The sequence below is a fragment of the Ruegeria sp. BF10 genome (assembly GCF_056538725.1).
This window is the reverse complement of the sequence record NZ_JBQFTR010000010.1, coordinates 40,253-58,577: the sequence shown is the minus strand read 5'-3', so window position 1 is coordinate 58,577 and position 18,325 is coordinate 40,253. Positions and strand designations below refer to the sequence as shown.

The 18,325-nt window shown below is 58.2% G+C and carries 19 protein-coding genes and 1 tRNA gene; 11 read left to right on the top strand and 9 right to left on the bottom strand.

The genetic code is table 11. The features are described 5' to 3' along the window. Positions 1-504 precede the first annotated feature (504 nt). The 4 genes from ACR0DJ_RS20110 (at position 505) to ACR0DJ_RS20095 (ending at position 4,420) form a co-directional block, all read left to right on the top strand. Positions 505-1,254, top strand: a complete 750-nt coding sequence (locus tag ACR0DJ_RS20110; protein WP_480686121.1) for a 5-oxoprolinase subunit B family protein — start codon at positions 505-507, stop codon at positions 1,252-1,254. Beyond that, complete coding sequence (locus tag ACR0DJ_RS20105) at positions 1,251-2,249, top strand: 5-oxoprolinase subunit C family protein (protein WP_480686120.1); 999 nt, start codon at positions 1,251-1,253, stop codon at positions 2,247-2,249. The genes ACR0DJ_RS20110 and ACR0DJ_RS20105 overlap by 4 nt, the downstream gene beginning before the upstream one ends. A gap of 12 nt (positions 2,250-2,261) precedes the next feature. After that, on the top strand, positions 2,262-3,023 hold the full coding sequence (locus ACR0DJ_RS20100; protein ID WP_257600062.1) for a LamB/YcsF family protein: 762 nt from the start codon (positions 2,262-2,264) through the stop codon (positions 3,021-3,023). Positions 3,024-3,172: 149 nt separating this feature from the next. Next, entirely contained in the window at positions 3,173-4,420 is a 1,248-nt protein-coding gene (locus ACR0DJ_RS20095) for a hypothetical protein (RefSeq protein WP_480686119.1), read from the top strand. Between the two features lie 57 nt (positions 4,421-4,477). Here the strand turns inward: ACR0DJ_RS20095 and ACR0DJ_RS20090 are convergent, their stop codons facing one another. Both ACR0DJ_RS20090 and ACR0DJ_RS20085 read right to left on the bottom strand, forming a co-directional pair. Next, positions 4,478-5,872 carry a D-alanyl-D-alanine carboxypeptidase family protein gene (locus ACR0DJ_RS20090; RefSeq protein ID WP_425080071.1) on the bottom strand — a complete coding sequence of 465 codons (1,395 nt, stop codon included), beginning with the start codon at positions 5,870-5,872 and terminating at the stop codon, positions 4,478-4,480. A 279-nt stretch (positions 5,873-6,151) separates the two neighbouring features. Further along, positions 6,152-6,853, bottom strand: coding sequence for an HAD family hydrolase (locus tag ACR0DJ_RS20085; protein WP_425080070.1), 702 nt, complete (start codon positions 6,851-6,853; stop codon positions 6,152-6,154). A 93-nt stretch (positions 6,854-6,946) separates the two neighbouring features. Between ACR0DJ_RS20085 and clpS the strand changes: the two genes are divergently transcribed. Genes clpS through hemF form a run of 4 tightly spaced genes read left to right on the top strand, consistent with a single transcriptional unit; the run spans position 6,947 to position 10,023 of the window. Then, complete coding sequence (gene clpS / locus ACR0DJ_RS20080; RefSeq protein WP_152456986.1) at positions 6,947-7,288, top strand: ATP-dependent Clp protease adapter ClpS; 342 nt, start codon at positions 6,947-6,949, stop codon at positions 7,286-7,288. A 42-nt stretch (positions 7,289-7,330) separates the two neighbouring features. Then, positions 7,331-8,296 (top strand): class I SAM-dependent methyltransferase, encoded by a 966-nt coding sequence (locus ACR0DJ_RS20075; protein WP_480686118.1) that lies wholly within the window; start codon positions 7,331-7,333, stop codon positions 8,294-8,296. A 36-nt stretch (positions 8,297-8,332) separates the two neighbouring features. Next, positions 8,333-9,133, top strand: coding sequence for an SDR family NAD(P)-dependent oxidoreductase (locus ACR0DJ_RS20070; protein ID WP_170347355.1), 801 nt, complete (start codon positions 8,333-8,335; stop codon positions 9,131-9,133). 5 nt (positions 9,134-9,138) lie between these two features. Continuing rightward, on the top strand, positions 9,139-10,023 hold the full coding sequence (hemF, locus tag ACR0DJ_RS20065) for an oxygen-dependent coproporphyrinogen oxidase (protein WP_257600057.1): 885 nt from the start codon (positions 9,139-9,141) through the stop codon (positions 10,021-10,023). A gap of 3 nt (positions 10,024-10,026) precedes the next feature. Here the strand turns inward: hemF and ACR0DJ_RS20060 are convergent, their stop codons facing one another. Further along, a complete protein-coding gene (locus ACR0DJ_RS20060) occupies positions 10,027-10,434 on the bottom strand; it encodes a hypothetical protein (protein ID WP_480686117.1) in 408 nt (135 codons plus the stop codon). Between the two features lie 185 nt (positions 10,435-10,619). On the opposite strand from ACR0DJ_RS20060, the gene ACR0DJ_RS20055 reads away from it, so the two are divergent. Together ACR0DJ_RS20055 and ACR0DJ_RS20050 are read left to right on the top strand one after the other, a co-directional pair. Next, positions 10,620-11,132 (top strand): toxin-activating lysine-acyltransferase, encoded by a 513-nt coding sequence (locus ACR0DJ_RS20055; protein WP_152456981.1) that lies wholly within the window; start codon positions 10,620-10,622, stop codon positions 11,130-11,132. Next, on the top strand, positions 11,133-12,059 hold the full coding sequence (locus tag ACR0DJ_RS20050) for a Hint domain-containing protein (RefSeq protein ID WP_480686116.1): 927 nt from the start codon (positions 11,133-11,135) through the stop codon (positions 12,057-12,059). It begins immediately after the preceding gene. Positions 12,060-12,061: 2 nt separating this feature from the next. Here ACR0DJ_RS20050 and modC read toward each other — a convergent pair whose 3' ends face one another. The 3 genes from modC to modA are packed head-to-tail and all read right to left on the bottom strand — an operon-like array spanning position 12,062 to position 14,636. Next, the gene (modC, locus tag ACR0DJ_RS20045) at positions 12,062-13,162 is read right to left on the bottom strand and encodes a molybdenum ABC transporter ATP-binding protein (protein ID WP_480686115.1); all 1,101 of its coding nucleotides are present in this window, start codon (positions 13,160-13,162) and stop codon (positions 12,062-12,064) included. After that, positions 13,159-13,851 carry a molybdate ABC transporter permease subunit gene (gene modB, locus ACR0DJ_RS20040; RefSeq protein ID WP_170347349.1) on the bottom strand — a complete coding sequence of 231 codons (693 nt, stop codon included), beginning with the start codon at positions 13,849-13,851 and terminating at the stop codon, positions 13,159-13,161. Before modB ends, modC begins: the two co-directional genes overlap by 4 nt. A 5-nt stretch (positions 13,852-13,856) precedes the next feature. Next, positions 13,857-14,636 (bottom strand): molybdate ABC transporter substrate-binding protein, encoded by a 780-nt coding sequence (gene modA / locus ACR0DJ_RS20035; RefSeq protein WP_480686114.1) that lies wholly within the window; start codon positions 14,634-14,636, stop codon positions 13,857-13,859. 295 nt (positions 14,637-14,931) lie between these two features. Here modA and ACR0DJ_RS20030 point away from each other — a divergent pair. Beyond that, a tRNA-Val gene (locus ACR0DJ_RS20030) sits at positions 14,932-15,007 on the top strand. Between the two features lie 71 nt (positions 15,008-15,078). Here the strand turns inward: ACR0DJ_RS20030 and ACR0DJ_RS20025 are convergent. Genes ACR0DJ_RS20025 through ACR0DJ_RS20015 form a run of 3 tightly spaced genes read right to left on the bottom strand, consistent with a single transcriptional unit; the run spans position 15,079 to position 18,310 of the window. Then, positions 15,079-16,320: a dipeptidase gene (locus ACR0DJ_RS20025; protein WP_480686113.1), complete on the bottom strand. Its 1,242-nt coding sequence runs from the start codon at positions 16,318-16,320 to the stop codon at positions 15,079-15,081. A gap of 50 nt (positions 16,321-16,370) precedes the next feature. Next, complete coding sequence (locus ACR0DJ_RS20020) at positions 16,371-17,549, bottom strand: carbohydrate porin (protein ID WP_480686112.1); 1,179 nt, start codon at positions 17,547-17,549, stop codon at positions 16,371-16,373. Then, a complete protein-coding gene (locus ACR0DJ_RS20015; protein WP_480686111.1) occupies positions 17,546-18,310 on the bottom strand; it encodes a DUF3299 domain-containing protein in 765 nt (254 codons plus the stop codon). The genes ACR0DJ_RS20020 and ACR0DJ_RS20015 overlap by 4 nt, the downstream gene beginning before the upstream one ends. Between the last annotated feature and the right edge of the window lie 15 nt (positions 18,311-18,325).

Here is an 18,325-nt window from a genome sequence, read left to right as displayed (position 1 = left end):
CTTTCCAGTCCGTCAGGCCAGCTATCCGACCCATCAGCACCGCCTCAGCAGCGCCGGTGAAGGGGGTTCTAAGTATAACCAACAAAACCCGCAAGTGGAAAATGACGCCGCAGGGCATTTTTTTGAAAAATTCGATATAGTCATTTAAAAACAAAAACTTAAAAAGTCAGAAAGCTTGCCTTTTCTGTGCCAGTTGGGACTCTCTCCCTCGGATGGCCACGACACAACCCGGAAGACACAAGACGGCACTACTATATATAGGGAATCGACCGACACTGAACACAAGGCTGCGCGACTCAAGTAAGTGAATCGACTCGCGACTCTGCCAGAATCTGCATTGAAAACCCCAAACACCAGATTTCGAACCGCGCCGAGTCTGGCCGACAGACATTAAGTCCGACCGCGCCTTCAATGAGGCTGCATTCTGATCACCTATCTTGCACATCCCTCCGGGATGCGCTCTGGTCCGGGCAATTCATTTTCGGTTTCAATAGCGAGACAAGCATGGCGCGTCACCTTACGTTCCCACTGGTCAGAACCGTCGGATTTGACGGAGCGCTTGTCACATTTGCGGACACGATGTCTGAGACAGCGAACCGAGCGGCGCTGGCCTTTCGATCTGAACTGGTTCGGCTTCAATGGGCAGAGGTCACGGAGTCTTCTGCCACGCTGGCCTCGGCATATGTCCGGTTCGATACACAACGCACCACCCAACAGCAGATGTTGCACAAGCTTCAGGACCTCGTCGACCAAAGGGACTGGTACAACACACCACTTCCGACGGGCCGCAGGCTGTGGCGAATTCCGACGGTCTATGGCACCGACCTTGCGCCTCAGCTGGACGATGCCGCTGCTGCTGCCGGTCTCACGCCGGAAGAAGCGGTACGGCGGCTTGGCCAGTCCCGCGTGCGGGTTTTGACAATCGGCTTCGCCCCCGGACAACCCTACCTTGGACCATTGGGCCCCGAGTTCAATATTCCGCGGCTGCAAACCCTTACCCCCATGGTGCCCGAAGGTGCTCTGGTTCTCGCAATATCTCAGTTTGTGCTGTTTTCCGGGCCGACGCCAACCGGGTGGCGGCATGTCGGGCAGACGGCTTTTCGGTGTTTCCGGCCCGAGACAAATGAGGCATTCGCCCTCAACCCCGGGGATGAACTGATTTTCGAACCCGTGTCCCGCGAAGACCTGGAACACATAAGCGCCAATAATGAGAATGGCACAGGCGGAGCAACCTGCGAGGAGATTGCGCCATGAGCCTGATCGTCCACCAGATCGGCCCGACTTGCACCATCCAGGATCAGGGGCGCATTGGTTATCTGGACCAGGGCCTGTCCCGGTCTGGTGCTGCCGACATACTGGCCCTTCATGAAGGTGCCGCGTTGCTTGGCCAGAGCCCGGAATTCGCCGCGCTGGAAATGGCCGGGATGGGCGGCGCGTTCGAGGCCACACAGAACATGCGTATCGCTTTGACCGGTGCGCGGATGCAGGCCAGTATTGATGGCAGCCCCGTGGCCTGGAATGCCTCGCATCACCTGGGGCCCGGACAACGGCTGGTCATCGGTGCGGCCCTGCAAGGCAATTACGGCTATCTTCACTTGGGGGGCGGTATCGATTCAGAGGTTTTTCTTGGATCTCGATCCGCGCATCTGACGGCACGGATCGGGCGGGCAGTGCAGCCAGGCGACAGGCTGACATGTGGCCCGGATGCAGGCGACGCAAGTTTGAAACTGACCCCCTCCGAGCGCTTCTCGGGTGGCGTTTTGCGTGTCGTTGCCAGTTTTCAGACGTCCTTGTTTGATGACGCAACGCTTGATCGGTTTGCGCGCACCTCATTCCAACGTGGCGCACGCGCCAACCGGATGGGGATGCAAGTGAACAGTGACGGCGACGGGTTTGCGGCCACTGGCCAACTGAACATCTTGTCCGAGGTGATCACCCCGGGCGACATCCAGATGACCGGAACCGGAGACCCATTCATTCTGCTGCCTGAATGCCAGACCACCGGAGGGTACCCCCGCATCGCGACCGTTTTGCCCTGCGACATGCCCCGCGCAGCGCAGACGCCCGCGGGCGGAGCGATCACGTTCGAATTTGTGACCTTGGATCAGGCCGCCGATTTGCACGCGGCATTCCTGGCGGATCTTGCCCGCCTGCCCTCAAAAGTCGAAGCGCTGGTGCGTGACCCGCATGACATCCCGGACTTGCTGTCCTACCAATTGATCAGCGGAGTGATCTCTGCCACCGACTAAGGAGATGTGCCGATGCCAAGCGTCGATCTGAATGCCGATATGGGGGAAAGCTTTGGCCCATGGAAAATGGGCGATGACGAAAGCCTTCTGAAAATCATCACCTCCGCCAATATTGCCTGCGGATTTCATGCGGGTGATCCGGATGTAATGGCATCTACAATGAAGCTGGCGGCCGAGAATGGTGTCGGCATCGGCGCGCATCCCGGGTTTCCGGACCTGCAAGGTTTTGGTCGCCGGAACATGAAGCTGTCCCAGGAAAATCTGCGCAACCTTGTGCGGTATCAGTTGGGTGCGGCGATGGGCATGGCCAAGGCGGTCGGCACCAAAGTGCGGCATCTGAAATTGCACGGCGCACTGGCCAATATGTGTTCGGTCGATATGGATATGGCGCGGGCCTGCTATCAGGGCGCGCTGGACGTCGATCCCGACATCATCGTGATGGTTCTTGCCGTGACGAAACAGGAAGACGCCGTGCGCGAGCTGGGCTGCAAATGGGTGGGCGAGATCTTTGCTGACCGTGCCTATAATGACGACGGAACATTGGTTGACCGCAGCCTGCCCGGCGCGGTGATCCACGACGCAGATGTCGCCGGACCACGCATCCTGAACATGGTGCGTGAAGGCGCGATCATCACCGAAAGCGGCAAGCGGCTGGAGACATCCATCGACACGATTTGCCTGCACGGGGACGGACCAACTGCCGTTCAGATCGCCCGTTCAGTTCGCGAAAGCCTGATCGGGGGCGGTGTCGAGGTGACGAAATTCACCCGCTGAACATCATGCGTTAACGTCGGCAGCCCAATTTCACGACTGTTGCCCGTGCAGGCCTCAGCGCCTAGCATGACGGGCAAACGCATATTCTGAATACCATAATTGCAAACAATGCATTGACCCGCAGCGGGCAAGTGCAAGGAGGTCGTGGAATGTCATTTGATCTGATGTCTTATCAGCCCCGGGGCGACAAGAAGAACTCGGATTTCTTCAATGAATACCTTCCGAAGATTTACGAACGCCGGACAAGCTCGGGCATTGCGGATCAGGTCGGTGCAATGCGGGCCATCATCATTCAGGTTGAACCCGACGCGGTGTTCGACACAATGGTCGAGCTTTACGTGATGACGCCGTATCGACACACCGCCAGCTATCTGGGGCAGACCCACAGGTTTTCGGTACTGCATTCACATCCCGACTATCCCGCGCTGATCCTGATGGCCCCGCTCAGCCCCGGGTTTGAAGATTTCATCCCCCGCATCAACCGCATGTACCCGCTTGCGCGCAACAATCCTCAGACGCGTTACGTAGGTGAGGTTTTCGCTGCCTGTGATCTGGACGCGCTGACCCGAGCACTTGAGGATCAGCACATACGCTTCGAGTATTCCGGCGACACCGAAAACCCGTTCTACACAACAGACGGGTACCGATTCACCACCCCGTCCGATTTCACCTGCAACCGCGTCGGGTATTCGACCCACGACTTTAACGATACCGACAGTCTGGGCCTTGGGGATCGCGTGTTGCTGAGCGATACGGAACAGGCCCGTCTGGAACAGGCCGCCGCCTTTGGAACCGAAAGCAGGATCGCCCCGCTGATGCTGGGAATCGACCATCTTGCGACGCGGGTGCTGGCGGGCGAGCGCGAGGATGCGATTCTCGAGTTCCTGACCATGGTACCCTACTATTTCTGGGGCGCTTACAACATATTCGACATGAACTCATCGACCAACGTGAACCGCAACGGCAATGTGGACGATGACAAAAAGTCTCCGGCCAAGGTATTCACCGCAAACAACACGCCATCCTTCGTCAACTCCTTCGCCAAACTGCCGATGCCGACCGAAGATTTCGTGCGCAATTTTGGCCGTCGCCTGCACCACATGGCGGTCGAGATTCAGGATGGCGATCACGGTGCCGGGGAAAAGAACGTCGATTTCGTGGTGAACACCCTGAAGGACGAGGGTGTGCCGTTCCTGGCCCATGTGGTGGGTGAGTGCAAAGACGACCCTAACCTGAAACAGATCTTCTCGAAACACTCCAAGCACACCCTGCTGATTACCGAGTATATCGAGCGGTGTCACAAATACGACGGGTTCTTCACCAAGGACAACGTCGCCGCCCTGACGGCTGCCGCCGGGCAGGATGAACAATACCAGCACGGTCACGTTTTCGACTGAAAAAAGGGCTGCGGAAAACCGCAGCCCAGACCCGTTCAGGAGAGAGAATGCCGAACCTTATGATGGCCCGATCATGAAACAGGTGACGTTGCGGGCCTGCAAACGGCGACAGGCCAGATCCGCCTGTTCGCGCGTCATGCCCTGAAAGGTTGCGTCAAACCCGCGCGCGCTTTGGTTCACCTTGCGCAGCGTGCCTTCCAGAGTGGTCATTTCCGACAATGCGGTTTTCAGCAAAACCTTCTCGGCCTCATACCGCGTGGTATAGCGACCCACATTGACCCCCCACAGGTGCCCACCTGACGAAGACAACCGAGTGACAACCTCCTGCTCAGGCTCTGGCTGTTTCGTGGAATCCGTCGAAGCCAGAACCAGATTTTCGGGGCGCAATGCCGGACGGGTATCGGATGTTTCCACAGGCGGTGCAGTTGGCGCGATATCCGCCTCTGCAATGGCCGCCGCGATCGCGCTGGTAATGCTGTCGCGATTCTCGTCAGCCGCCGCTGCAACCGCGCTTGCGACTTGCGTTGCCGCGGTCGGGCGCCGAACCGGGCGCAAACTGGATTTTGGCGCGCCGCTCACGCTGGCGACCTGCGTCCCGACACCCAATCCGGTATTTCCAGCATAGGCCGGTCGGGCAGGTTTGCGAATGGGCGCACGCGACGGGGCGCGGCGGAAGCCCAAATCCAGAAGCTCGGCAACCTTGGCATTCCGAGAGGCGCCGGACTTTCCGCCGAAAACGGTGGCGATGATGCGTTCATCCTTGCGCTTTGCCGATGCCACAAGATTGAACCCCGCTGCACGGGTGTACCCGGTTTTGATGCCGTCGGCGCCCTTGTAGGCCGCCAGCAGGCGGCGGTTGGTGTTGGGAACGGTTTTGATCCCTGCATAGGTCGATTGGCGCGAGAACAGATTGTAGTATTGCGGATAGTCATACAGCAGATGCCGGCCCAGCGTGGTCATGTCACGTGCGGTCGAAAGATGACCCGCTTCGGTCAAACCATGGGCGTTCTTGAAGGTCGTGCGGCTCATCCCCATCGCCTTGGCGGTTCGCGTCATGCGCCGCGCAAAAGCTGCCTCGGATCCGCTGATGGCAATGCCGATGGCCGTGGCGGCATCATTGGCCGATTTCACGGCAGCCGCGCGGATCAGATAGCGAAAAGCAATCGTCTGACCGGCGCGCAGCCCCAGCTTCGATGGCGGCTCGGCTGCTGCCTTTTTGGTGATCCGAACCGGGGTATCCAGCGTGATCTCACCGTTCCGCACCGCTTCGAACGCGATATAAAGCGTCATCATCTTGGTCAGCGATGCCGGGTGAAGTCTTGTGTCAGCATTGCGCGAATGCAGAACCTCTCCGGTTCGGGCATCAATCACCATCGCCGCGTAAGGTGCCGCCATGGACCTGAGCGGCGCAAACGCCAGAGCACATAGCAACACTATGAGAAGAAAGCCCATTCGGGCCGGAACTGTCCGCCGAATCTGCACGATTATTGCCTCTGTCTGCCTCGCGCCGCCGGGTTTTCCCGGTCGGCAAATTTTGTTTTATTATCGTACAGACTATCACAGAGACTTGGTGAAATAAACCGAAAGCTGAGCTTTTCGCGGTTTCGTCAGGCCGCCCGAACAGGGCTATATCTAGACAGATGCCGCCCAAAGCCCACCAGATGCGCGATTGAGGCAGAACTTGGTCAACGCCCGGCAGGGTTTTCGTGGAACTGCAGCCAAAAGGCAACATCACTTCAGGCTGTGCACCAGATCGGCCAGACCGCCCAAATCCCTCAACTCCCGGAATCGGGGACTGTCGACCGGGGCTTCAGCATGCTCCACCTCCCAGATAAGGCCGTGCGGAACATGAACCCCCCAGCTTCCTGCCTGAATCGGAGCCACGACGTCAGATCGCATGGAATTGCCAACCATCATCGCGCGCGTCGGGCCATCGCCATGCCGCTCAAATATCGACCGGTAAGTTTCAGGGGTCTTTTCAGACACGATTTCCACCGCGTCGAACAGATCGCCCAGACCCGACTGGGCCAGTTTCCGTTCCTGGTCGATCAGGTCCCCTTTGGTGATCAAGACAACCCGACACAAGCCGGTCATGCCTTCCACCGCGTCGCGGGCATGGGGCAACAGCTCGATCGGATAGGCCAGCATCTCTTGGCCGGCTTCGATCAATTGGCGAATGACCGAGGCCGGAACACGGTCGTCCGTGACCTCGATCGCGGTTTCGATCATCGATAGGACAAAGCCCTTGATACCATAGCCATAATGTCGAATGTTGCGCTTTTCGGCCGCCAGAAGCCGCTCCATCAGATGGTCCCGGTCGGCATGCTCGGCCAGCAATTCAGCAAAATGCGCCTGCGTCAGCTGAAAAAAACGCTCATTGTGCCACAGGGTATCATCCGCATCGAAACCGATTGTCGTCAGCTTGTCAGTCATCTCGTTTACGTCCGCTTGCTCTTTTCACCGGCCATCCCCACGTTATATAAGCGCGAAGATAAACCCCAAAACTGAATCGGACAGTTGCCTACGATGCTGGAAAAGACCTGGATGATGTCTGACGAACCGGACGACGACAGCGACGCGTCCGTTCTGGTGCAGACGCGCCCAAAAACCAAGCGTCCGCCTTTGTACAAGGTGCTGTTGCTGAACGACGATTACACGCCGATGGAATTCGTGGTTCATGTTCTGGAACGTTTCTTCGGCATGACCCATGCGGAAGCGTTCGAGATCATGCTGACCGTGCATAAAAAAGGTGTGGCCGTCGTCGGGGTCTTCAGCCATGAGATTGCCGAGACCAAAGTAGGCCAGGTCATGGATTTCGCCCGCAGGCACCAGCACCCGCTGCAATGCACCATGGAACGCGAAGAATAGGGCTTTTTGCCTGACACTCACCCATATTTGCCGGAATTGCCCATGTCCCCTCGCCTGGAACTTGCATTGCAGAACGGCCTGTCGCTGTCGTCGCCCCTTAGCGTGATCTGCCCTGTTCCGGCCCATGATCTGTCGGCGCTTCCCAATGAAGCGCAGGTGGTGCAACCGTTCAAACCTTTTCACGACCATTTTGCTGCGCAGGGCTTTGACACGGTGCCAGAAACAGACGGCCCCTGTCAGGATGCCATTGTGTTTTTGCCGCGCGCCAAGGCGCTGGCGCGGGCAATGATCCATCTGGCCAGTTCACGAGCCCGCGGCGTTGTCGTGATCGATGGCGCAAAGACCGATGGCGTGGACAGCATTCTGAAAGATGTTCGCAAAAGGATCTCGGTCGAAGGACCTCTGTCCAAAGCACACGGGAAAATCTTCTGGTTTCAGGCTGACCCGCAGAGCTTTGCAGATTGGGCTGCGCCAAAGACACAGATCGTCGATGGGTACCACACGGCACCGGGTGTGTTTTCAGCGGACGGGATCGATCCCGCTTCGGCCATGTTGCTGAAGGCCTTGCCCGCCAAGCTGGGGCCGCGCGTGGCCGATCTGGGTGCCGGATGGGGGTATCTGACCGCAGAGTTACTGAAGCGCGACACTGTGAAATCCGTACATCTTGTCGAAGCAGATCACACGGCCCTTGCCTGTGCGCGCATCAACGCCTCTGACCCGAAGTCCCGGTTTTATTGGGCTGACGCCGTCACCTGGTCTGAGCCAGAGCCGATGGACACCATCGTAATGAACCCCCCGTTTCACACCTCACGCAGTGCCGACCCTGCGCTGGGGCAGGGTTTCATCGCAGCAGCGGCACGCAATCTGACGCGCAACGGAACGCTCTGGATGGTGGCAAATCGCCATCTCCCCTACGAAACCACTCTGAACGAACACTTCGCTCGGGTCGATGAAGCCGCCGGCGACAACCGGTTCAAGGTGTTTGAGGCCTCTCGCCCTCGGCGATAAGGCCAGCTAACCTGCCCCCAATTCAGGAGGATTCGGATGTCCTTTTCCATCGCAGGCAAGACAGCAATCGTTACAGGCGGAGCCAATGGCATCGGGCTGGCCATAGGTCGGCATTTCGCGGATGCGGGCGCAAATGTCATGTTCGCCGATATAGATGAAAAACGTCTGATCGATGAGCTTGGGGAACAGGCAGAAGACGGCAATATTCGCTACTTCGCAGGCGATCTGCGCGAAAAGCTGACCATTGCCAATTTGCTGTCGGCAACACTGGATGCGTTTGATCAGGTGGATATTCTGATCAACGGCGCGCGCCAGGTGATCCAGTCTGATCCGCTGGACCCCGATGACGATTCGATGCGCACCTTGCTGAACCAGAACTTGATGCCTGCGCTGCGGCTCAGCCAGCTGGTCGCGAAACGCATGATAAAACAGGCCGGGGATGACGATGAAAACCCGGCCGGATCGATCATCAACCTGTCATCCATCGCGGCCCGCCGCACGCATCCGGACCTGATGGCCTATTCCGTGTCTACCGCCGCGCTGGATCAGTTGACACGTTCACTGGCCGTGGCGTTGGCGCCGAACCGCATCCGGGTCAATTCGATTGCGCTCGGCTCGGTCATGAGTGCATCCCTGCAATCGACCCTGAGAGAGAACCGAGAATTCCGCGACGACATCGAAAAGCACACACCGCTTGCCCGCATCGCGTCGGCCACCGAATTGACGGAAACTGCGCAGTATCTGGCATCGGATGCAGCCGGATTCATCACCGGCCAGATCCTGACAATCGACGGTGGCCGCACATTGCTTGACCCCGTTGCCGCACCTGCGCATTAAGACCCATGTTCGAAACAGAAAAAAACACCGCCTCTGCCTGGTTCCGTCAATTGCGCGACGACATTGTCGCCGCATTCGAAGCACTGGAGGACAGCCACGACACCGGCCCGTTTTCCGACGCAAAACCCGGCCGCTTTGAAGTGAAGGAAACCAAACGCCAGTCCGAGGACGGCTCTGACGCAGGGGGCGGTCTGATGTCCGTGATGCGCGGCGGGCGCGTGTTTGAAAAGGTCGGGGTCAATGTCTCGACGGTTTACGGGACCCTGGGCGAGCGTGCACAACAGGCAATGGCAGCGCGCAAAGGCATTCCCGGGATGACCGAAGACCCGCGTTTCTGGGCCTCGGGGATCAGCCTCGTGGCGCATATGCAGAACCCCCATGTCCCGGCGGTGCACATGAACACCCGCATGTTCTGGACCCCGCACGCCTGGTGGTTCGGCGGCGGGTCGGATCTGAACCCCTGCATCGAGTATGATGAAGACACGGCGCATTTCCACGCGACCCAAAAGGCCCATCTGGACCCGCATGGTCCCGGGCACTATCCACGCCTGAAAGAGTGGGCGGACGAATATTTCTATATCCCCCACCGCAAACGCGCACGCGGCGTAGGCGGCATTTTCATGGATGACTATTGCACCGGAGACTGGCAGGCCGATTTCGCCCTGACGCAGGATATCGGTCGGGCTTTCCTGCCGGCCTTCCTGCCATTGGTTGAAAAGCGGCGCGTACAGGGTTTCTCGGACGCCGACAAAGACACCCAGCTGGTGCATCGCGGTCTTTATGCGGAATACAATCTGGTCTATGACCGGGGCACCAAGTTCGGACTGGAAACCGGACATGACCCGGACGCCGTTCTGATGAGCCTGCCGCCGATGGCGAAATGGGTCTGACGCTTAGAAGGTGTCCATGATGAAATTGTCATAGCAGTAGTTCTGCGCCGACGACGCCGACATATTGGCCCCAACCTTCCTGACGGTGATGGAATATCCCGGCTTGGTATCCGCCCCCGGCGGCGGGGTCAGCGAGAATTGCACGGTCCGGACACCGGGTTCATAGGCGCGCCAGATATAGATCCGCTGGTTGTTTGGCACACCCAGCGAGCGGATCGCGTAATCCCCGATCCCACACCAATAGTTCACGGGCGCCGACGATCCGATGGCCTTGACCTCGTAGACACCGTTCGGCAAGGCTGTGATTTCCGTGCGAAATTGTGGCCGAACGGACAGACCGAACCCAACGGCCTCGGCCATTGCAGGTATCGATAAAAGCACGGCAGCAGCCAAAGTCTTGAATGATCGCATAATCCAGATATCCCGAAACAAGGGTCCGATACCAATAGCATAGCCGGGACGATCTGCGAGTAAAGCAGGACAGGCCAACGAAACGGTAACACTGACCACATCAAAGAATTTATTCTACCCATATTGCAGGAAAGCAGTACACTCGCGGCAGACTTTTGGTTCCCGTTACACTGTTGGGCATCTCTTTGAGCAAGACGTTTCCAAAAGACTGGTTCGATTTCACGCCGGAAAAATACGCGGATCTGGGCGCTATGTTCTATCTGGCGGGTTTGACGAAAACACATCAGAAACGCAGTCTGGCGCAGGTTTTGTACGCGTTCGAAACCCCGTTTCGCCTGGGCCAGTACCATATCTTCCGGCAGCACGGATTCCCCCGGGGTTTTGTCACCTTCGCCGGGCTCAGCCCCGAAGCCGAGTTCCGATATGCGGTGAAAGAAAAACCCCTTTCAGACACGGATTTCACCAGCGGATCATCCTTCTGGATCATTGATCTGGTGGCTCCGTTTGGACAGACCAGCCAAATTGTTGATATCCTCAAGCAGGAAATCCCGCACCCGCGTGTGCGCACCAACCGGATGGACAGTGACATGACACGCAATCGGATTGTCGAATGGACGCGGGATGAAGCGGGCGAGGTTCACATGCGCCTGTATCGCAAGAAGGAATTTGAACGCGTGTTGCAGCAAGGCGAGGGTTAATTGGTTTCAGTTCCGATCACAGGTGAACTGACCGGGGATGTGACTGGTTTCCCGCCCAACGTTGAGACGGGGCAACCCACTCTGGACAATGGAAACTTCAACCCGGTCACGCAAACCTGGACGATTGCGGCACAGCCCGCCAACGGTACCGCCTCGATTGACCCGAACACAGGAGAGTGGACCTATACCGTCGACCCGACATTTTTCGATGGCCTCGACAAAGGCGAGGTTGTCTTCGATTCTTTCTTCATCAGCGTCTCGGGTACAACCCAAGCCGGCCCATTCACCCTTCCATTCACCGGCACACCGGACCCGGTTGAAGTCGTCATCAGGATCGAAGGCGTCTGTTTTGCGGCCGGAACTCTGATCGAGACTGAAAGCGGCCCGCTTGCGATCGAAACGCTGGGCACAGGTCATATGGTGGCCACTGCCGATCACGGTCTGCAACCTATCCGCTGGATCGAAAGCAGCAGGATTCCACCCGAACGATTATTCGATGAACCTGCTTTGCGCCCCGTTCGTATCTCGGCGGGCAGTCTGGGGCCGAACGAACCCTCTTGCGACCTTCTGGTGTCGCAACAGCACAGAATTCTGGTAAAGGGCCCGAAGGTCGAGTTGCTTTTCGGCGCATCCGAAGCCCTGGTTGCCGCCAAACACCTGTGCGGATGGCCCGGCATTGGCATCGATACATCTGTTGAAGCCATCGAGTATCTCCACGTCCTGCTGGACCGCCACGAAATCCTGAGCGCCAACGGAGCGCTGGCCGAAAGCCTGTTTTTGGGGGAAGAGGCGCTGTATGCCTTGTCCTCTGACGCGTTGCGGGAGCTGGCCGCGATTTTCCCGGACAGGCCGACCTCGGGTCATATCGGATTCGGGCGCGCGGCTCGTCTGATACTGCGCGAACACGAAGCCCGCGCGCTCGCCTGAGACTAACTACCGGCCACGATATGTCCGCCGACATCCTGCGGGGCCAACGCAACCGTCTTGATCACCGCATGACATGTGCTGCCCGGTTGCAGGTTCAGGGCCACAACGGATCGGCGCGTGACCCGCGCCAGCACATTGCCCGCCGGAGTCCTTACGGACACGATCGCACCGGGTCCCTCGCCCGACCGGATCTCTTCGACAGTACCGCTGAGCACATTCAGCGCCGAAAGCCCCTCGGGTTTATTGTTCGACAGGATCACTTCCTGCGCAGGAATACGAATACGCAAATTGGCTCCGATCTCATGTCCGATACGAGGCAGAAACAACCGCGCGCCATTGGCATTCAATTCCGTCAGCCCATCGGAATGTTGTTTTGCAACCTGAACCTGCAACACGGCCCCGACGGCACGGACACCCGTAGGGGCCACAGACGGGTCGGCAAGAACTTCGGATGCGGGCCCATGACGAACGGCCTTGCCATCCTGCAACGCAACGACGGACGTTGCCAATCGGGCCACTTCAGCAGCCGAGTGCGTCACATAGAGGATCGGAACCGAAACCTCATCCCTGAGGCGCTCGAAATAGGGCAGGATTTCCGCTTTTCGCCCATCATCCAGTGCCGCCAGCGGTTCATCGGCAAGGATCAATCGCGGGCTTGCCAACAAGGCCCGCCCGATGGCGACGCGTTGTTTCTCTCCGCCTGACAACCCGGCAGGTCTGCGGTCCAGCAGATGACCGATGCCCAGCATGTCGATGACCTTGTCGGGGTCTTCGCGCCGTGTACTCTTCGGCGCGAACCATCGCCCATAGGCAAGGTTCTGGCGCACGGTCAGATGAGGGAACAACCGCCCTTCCTGAAAAATATACCCCAATCGCCGCCGATGCGGCGGCAGCCAGAGCCCCTGTTCCGTGTCGAACAGAACCCAGTCATCTACCGCCACCCGGCCCGCCCGGGGCCGCAGCAACCCTGCGACTGCGTTGACGATGGTGGTCTTGCCCGATCCCGAGCGCCCGAACAGCACTGTTACGCCGGGGGGTGCATCAAAACTGACGTCCAGATCGATCCCCGGCAGATCATGGTGCAACCGAACAGACAGGCTCATGATCCGGCCACCCGCGCGGCGGCGCGGCGTCCCACATATTCTGAAAGCAACAACGCGCTCATCGCGATGACAATCGAGATCAGAACCAGCCGCGTCGCAGCGGCCTCGCCGCCCGGGACCTGCAAAAACGCGTAAACAGCCGAAGGCAATGTTTGCGTCTGACCCGGGATGTTGGACACGAAGGTAATCGTCGCACCGAATTCACCCATGGCCTTGGCGAAGGCCAGAATAGCCCCGGCTATGACCCCGGGCAAAATCATCGGCAAGGTCACCGTACAAAACACCATCGGACGCGACGCGCCCAGAGTTGCCCCTGCCTGTTCCAGCTTCGGGTCCACCGCTTCGATCGACAAACGTATCGCCCGGACCATCAAAGGGAAAGCCATGATCCCGGCGGCAAGGGCCGCGCCTGTCCAGCGAAAGGCCACTACGATCCCGAACTCGGCCAAGATCCGCCCCAGCGGCCCTTGAATGCCGAAGGTCAGCAACAGCAGGTATCCGGTGACAACGGGCGGCAGGATCAAAGGCAAATGCACCAGACCGTTCAAAACCTGTCGCCCGGGAAACCGCCAACGCGCCAGAGCATAAGCGACAAATATCCCAAACGGCAAAGTCGCCAGCGTCGCCCAGAAGGACACCCGCAATGAAAGTTTCAAGGCTTCTACTTCGGCAGGTCCCAACCAATTCAAGGCAATCACCTGCCCGGCAGGGTAAATCCCTGCTCCAGAAATACAGCCGTGACAGCATCCGTCTTCAGGTGTTCAAGGAAATCGTGTGCTCCTTCTTTTGCATTGAGGGTCAGGGCCGCAGGGTAAATTATCGGTGGATGCAGATCGGCAGGGAAAGTCGCTACGACCCGGACCCTTTCTTCCACCCTGGCGTCTGATTGGTACACGATCCCAAGTGGCGCGGCCCCTGCCGCCACCAGGGCCAGCGCAGCGCGCACATTGTCGGCCTGCGCCACCTGTGTCCGCACAGCTTCCCACTGGTTCAGGCTCTGCAAAGCAGCTTTGCCATAAATCCCGGCAGGCACCGCGTCGACCAGTGCCATGGCCAGATAGCCTTCTTTCAAGTCCGCCCTAAGGTCATATCCGGGCTGGATTTCACCCATTTGCGCATGATCTTCAGCCCCGACCAGAACCAGACCGTTGCCCAGCAGATCCACTCGAGACTCTGTCCGAATTAGACCATCCTGCTCCAACACATCCATCCAATCCGTATTGGCCGAGACAAACACATCCGCAGGTGCGCCTTGCTGAATCTGCCGCGCCAGAACCGACGACGCCGCATAGGAAACGGAAACGCTCTGACCGGTCTGGTTTTCGTATCCGGCAACGATTTCGTCCAATGCGGTCTTGAGGCTGGCCGCTGCAAAGACCAGAATGCCTTCTGCACCGGCCCGGATCGGGGCCAGCGCCGACACGCCAAGGATCAATGCCACCATCCATAATCGGCGGCCGAAGGATAGGGTCATGTATACTCCCGACCGGATCGTTTCAGTTTCTCCGGGAATATCGGACGCCACAGGTGGCGCGCAAGCGCCTTTGGCCATTTACACGTGATGGGTCGCAGGTTCAGCAAGGCGTTTTCCATCGATCTGTCTGAAAATTAGGCTGTGCACCTTCCGGCCCGAAAGGCGCCCAGAGCACCCGCATGTTCTGCCTACTGCTTGCACGATGCCCCTTTGGTCGGCCGCCGAAAACGGAACGCAAGAAAATCTTCCAGACCCTCTTGCACCTGCCCGCAGGCTTGGCTAAATGCAGCATCACGGGTGATTAGCTCAGTTGGTAGAGCGCTTCGTTTACACCGAAGATGTCGGGAGTTCGAGTCTCTCATCACCCACCATCCTTTCCCCAAAAAATTGCTGCGCTGTTCCGTATCCGGGGCCAATCATCATTGAGGCCGATCCTGGACATCTATCGCGAATAGAACCCTTCTCTCAGTTCCTGTCTGAGACGCAGGCGCTGGGGGTATTCTTTCAGAAATCGTTCGGGGGGCTTGCCTTCCCACACTTGCGCGTAAACCCGCATCTTGTTGCCGCCATAGATCTTTTCGAGGTCTTCATCGGAATAGCCGCGCGCCCAAAGATCATCGGTGATTGCCGCAAGTATCTTGGCCAGTTCACCGTTACCGGTGGCCCCCTTGTTGAAGGCGTCGATCATATAGCCGCCATCATCATACATGCTTGCGTTTTCAGTGGCGAACTGCACGACAAGCTCGGTCGAGAACATATCATCCGTTGCGATCCCGACGTGGTCCACTCCGACAAGCTGGACATAATAATCAATCATGTCAGCGGCCTGTTTGGGTGAGATATCTTCAGGCCAAACGCCGTCCATCATCCATTCGGTGAATGTGGGAGAAATGTAACCCCCCGATTTGGCCGCACGCAGGGCCTCGTCGTCGGGAATGGCCCGATAACACCCGCGTGGCGTCGTACCGGGTTCGTTCGCGTAAAGGCCGGCGGGGACTGAGTGGGTGTAGACATAGGGCACGCCCGGATAGTTCTCGTCCATGTAGTCCATGGCTTCGTTGGCTGTTTTGGATCCGGTGTGGCTCAGGTCAAGCAGGATACCGAACCGCACCATTTCATCGATGACCGACTTCCCCCAAGGTGTCAGACCGATGTCGCGCCCGTTATAGGCTGCCAACTGTCCCGACCCGGTGCGGAAGATATCGTTGTAGGCCAGGATCATACTCTTGATCCCCATATCCTTTAGCAAGGCCATCTTCTTGAGGTCGCCGTTCAGGATTGTGGCAGTTTGGCTGTTCCAGATGACGGCCGTCTTGCCTTGAATATGGGCGGCCTCGATATCACGGGTTTCGTTCACGATCAGGTAGTTTTCCGGCTGCTGCGCCATCGCCGACCGGAAGTGGTAGTGCTGATCAAGAAAGGTCTCAAAAGACATATCCGCTGCGGCCAGCGTCATCTCGTGATCTGTTATGCCGTTGTCCCGAGCGCGCGCGAAGTAAATGTGCAGCTGTTCGTCTTCAGTCCACCCGGTGCCGTAGGGACTGGCCAACATGCCAAGCACGATTGTGTCCTTCACAAATTGCTTCGCCTTATCTGACGCATCCCATGTCTTGCTTTCCTCGCTCGCGTGCAGTGCGGCACCGAATACGATTGCAATGGCGCTTGCGGCCAACAAAGTTTTCATGACTGAGCCTCCCAAATTGGCTTCGTGTGAGTTGCAGCTTTCGAGCCGCATCAAAAAACGATCCGGGTTCGCAGGCTGAACAGCGTGATGCTATCCTGATTGGGGTTCAGCAGCGGATTGGAGATGAACTGTAGCGACGGCGTGATTTGCAGCCCGGGTGAGATCGAAAAGCGATAGAATGCTTCCAGCGTGAACTGACCGCCGTCGATGTTTCTTGCCTCGGCCCAGTTCAAACCCAAGCCGGCCAGATCTGTGTTTCGACCGTAATAGCCCAACCCGGCAGAAACCGAACGATCATACAGCGCTGCCGTGCCTTTCGACGCCCCTGCCCGAAAGAACGGCATCCATTTGTTGTCGACAAACCATGCCGCGGAAAACACACCCCCGTAATCTTCTGCACGGCTGCCATCGTCGGCCGCATCCGCATGCCAGAGGGTCAGGTGGATATTGTCGAAATAGATGCGATCAAAGCCCGACGTGTAGCCAATTTCAAACGATTTGAAGAGATTGCCATCGCTGAACACGTCAAGACTTGGATCAGACGGATCGGCGTTTGCGTCTGCAACGCTGGCAACGGCATAGAAGTTTTCGTTCAGCTTTATCCCACCGGCAATGCCAATTCCCTGGTTGGGCGTGTTGATTGTCGGGTTGGTGTTGAACGACAGGTTTTGGAACCCGCTGTAGGGGCTGACCAACCCATAGATATCCACAAAGTCCGTCACATCAATCTGGCCGACTTGCAGCGTCCACGCGCCGTTCTCGGCCCTTTGGGTCCAGAACAGGTTGGTCAGCAGCAAACCGTTGTCGTTGAAGGCAGTCCCGGTGATCGACAATGCGCCTCCGTCCAGCCCGAGGAATTGCGGGGCAACATCGGTGTATCCGTGCCGATCTTCGATTTTGAATGTCAATGAACCCCGCTCGGTTGCCTGCCAACTGCCGTAGACGCGAGCGATTCCACCTGCGGCTTCGCCAGTTCCCAAATCAGCGTTCGTGGATTGGCCCAACGCCAGGTAATCCACGTTGAAACGAAACCCGCCCTCGGCCAGCCGGTCTTTCCACCGAAACCAACCCGGCGCGATATTGCGCGGAAACTCGGAACGGTATTGCGGATCGGTCAGGCCATCGCCAGGTTTCAGCTCGGCCTCGACCGAAGAAGGCCCGGACAACCCCTGGGCAGACGCCATACCCGCGCAGGCAATACTCAATGCGGCAACAAGGCGCCCTATCATTCCGACGCCTTTGCGCCGCCGGTTTTGCGATTGCCGGCAGCTCGGACGCGATCGGCTGCACGCTGCCTCCATTCCAGACCGTCGGCCTTTGTTTCCAGCGTTTCAACGCTGTCCGTCTCCAATTTGAAGGTCGCATTCATCGGCACAGGCCCATCCACGACCATTATGTTCTGAACCGAGGGTTCAATCGTCAGCGTACCAGTGAGCCGAACAGGTTCATGGAAGTAACTGGGGGCCCAGTCGCCGTTCAACCGCACCCGGATCATCTGATTGGGCGGAGGCGGAGGCATGTGGCTGCACATCCCGCGTTCTGGTACCAAATACGCCACTGCTCGCCCGTCCGGATCGTTCGGCGCGGGAATGGCAAAGCCCGTCAATGTAACCGTCTGGCCATCGAATCGCGGATTTCCCCTTGTTCCTGCCTTTTTTCGCCGCTCTTTCACATCCTCGCGCTTATCGAGCAGCCAATCGACATCAACGCCACCCTCGGCCAAGGCGTCTTCGGTCTCGGTCAGAAGCTCTTGCCATTTCTGTCTTTCCTCGACGCTGCCGACATCCTGCTGCAACCTGCCGCGCAAGCGCACGACGAAAAGGACATCGTCAAACTGTTCAGGGCTGAGATCACGATAGGGGTCATCGAACACCTGCACGGACGGGTCCGGAAGGTCAGACCAGTCAAGCGTCGCATGGGGCGCTGCCATTGCGGAATGACCGCTCAGGACCAAGCCAACGAAAACTGCGGCGCGAAACCAAGGGACCATGAAATCTCTCCAACC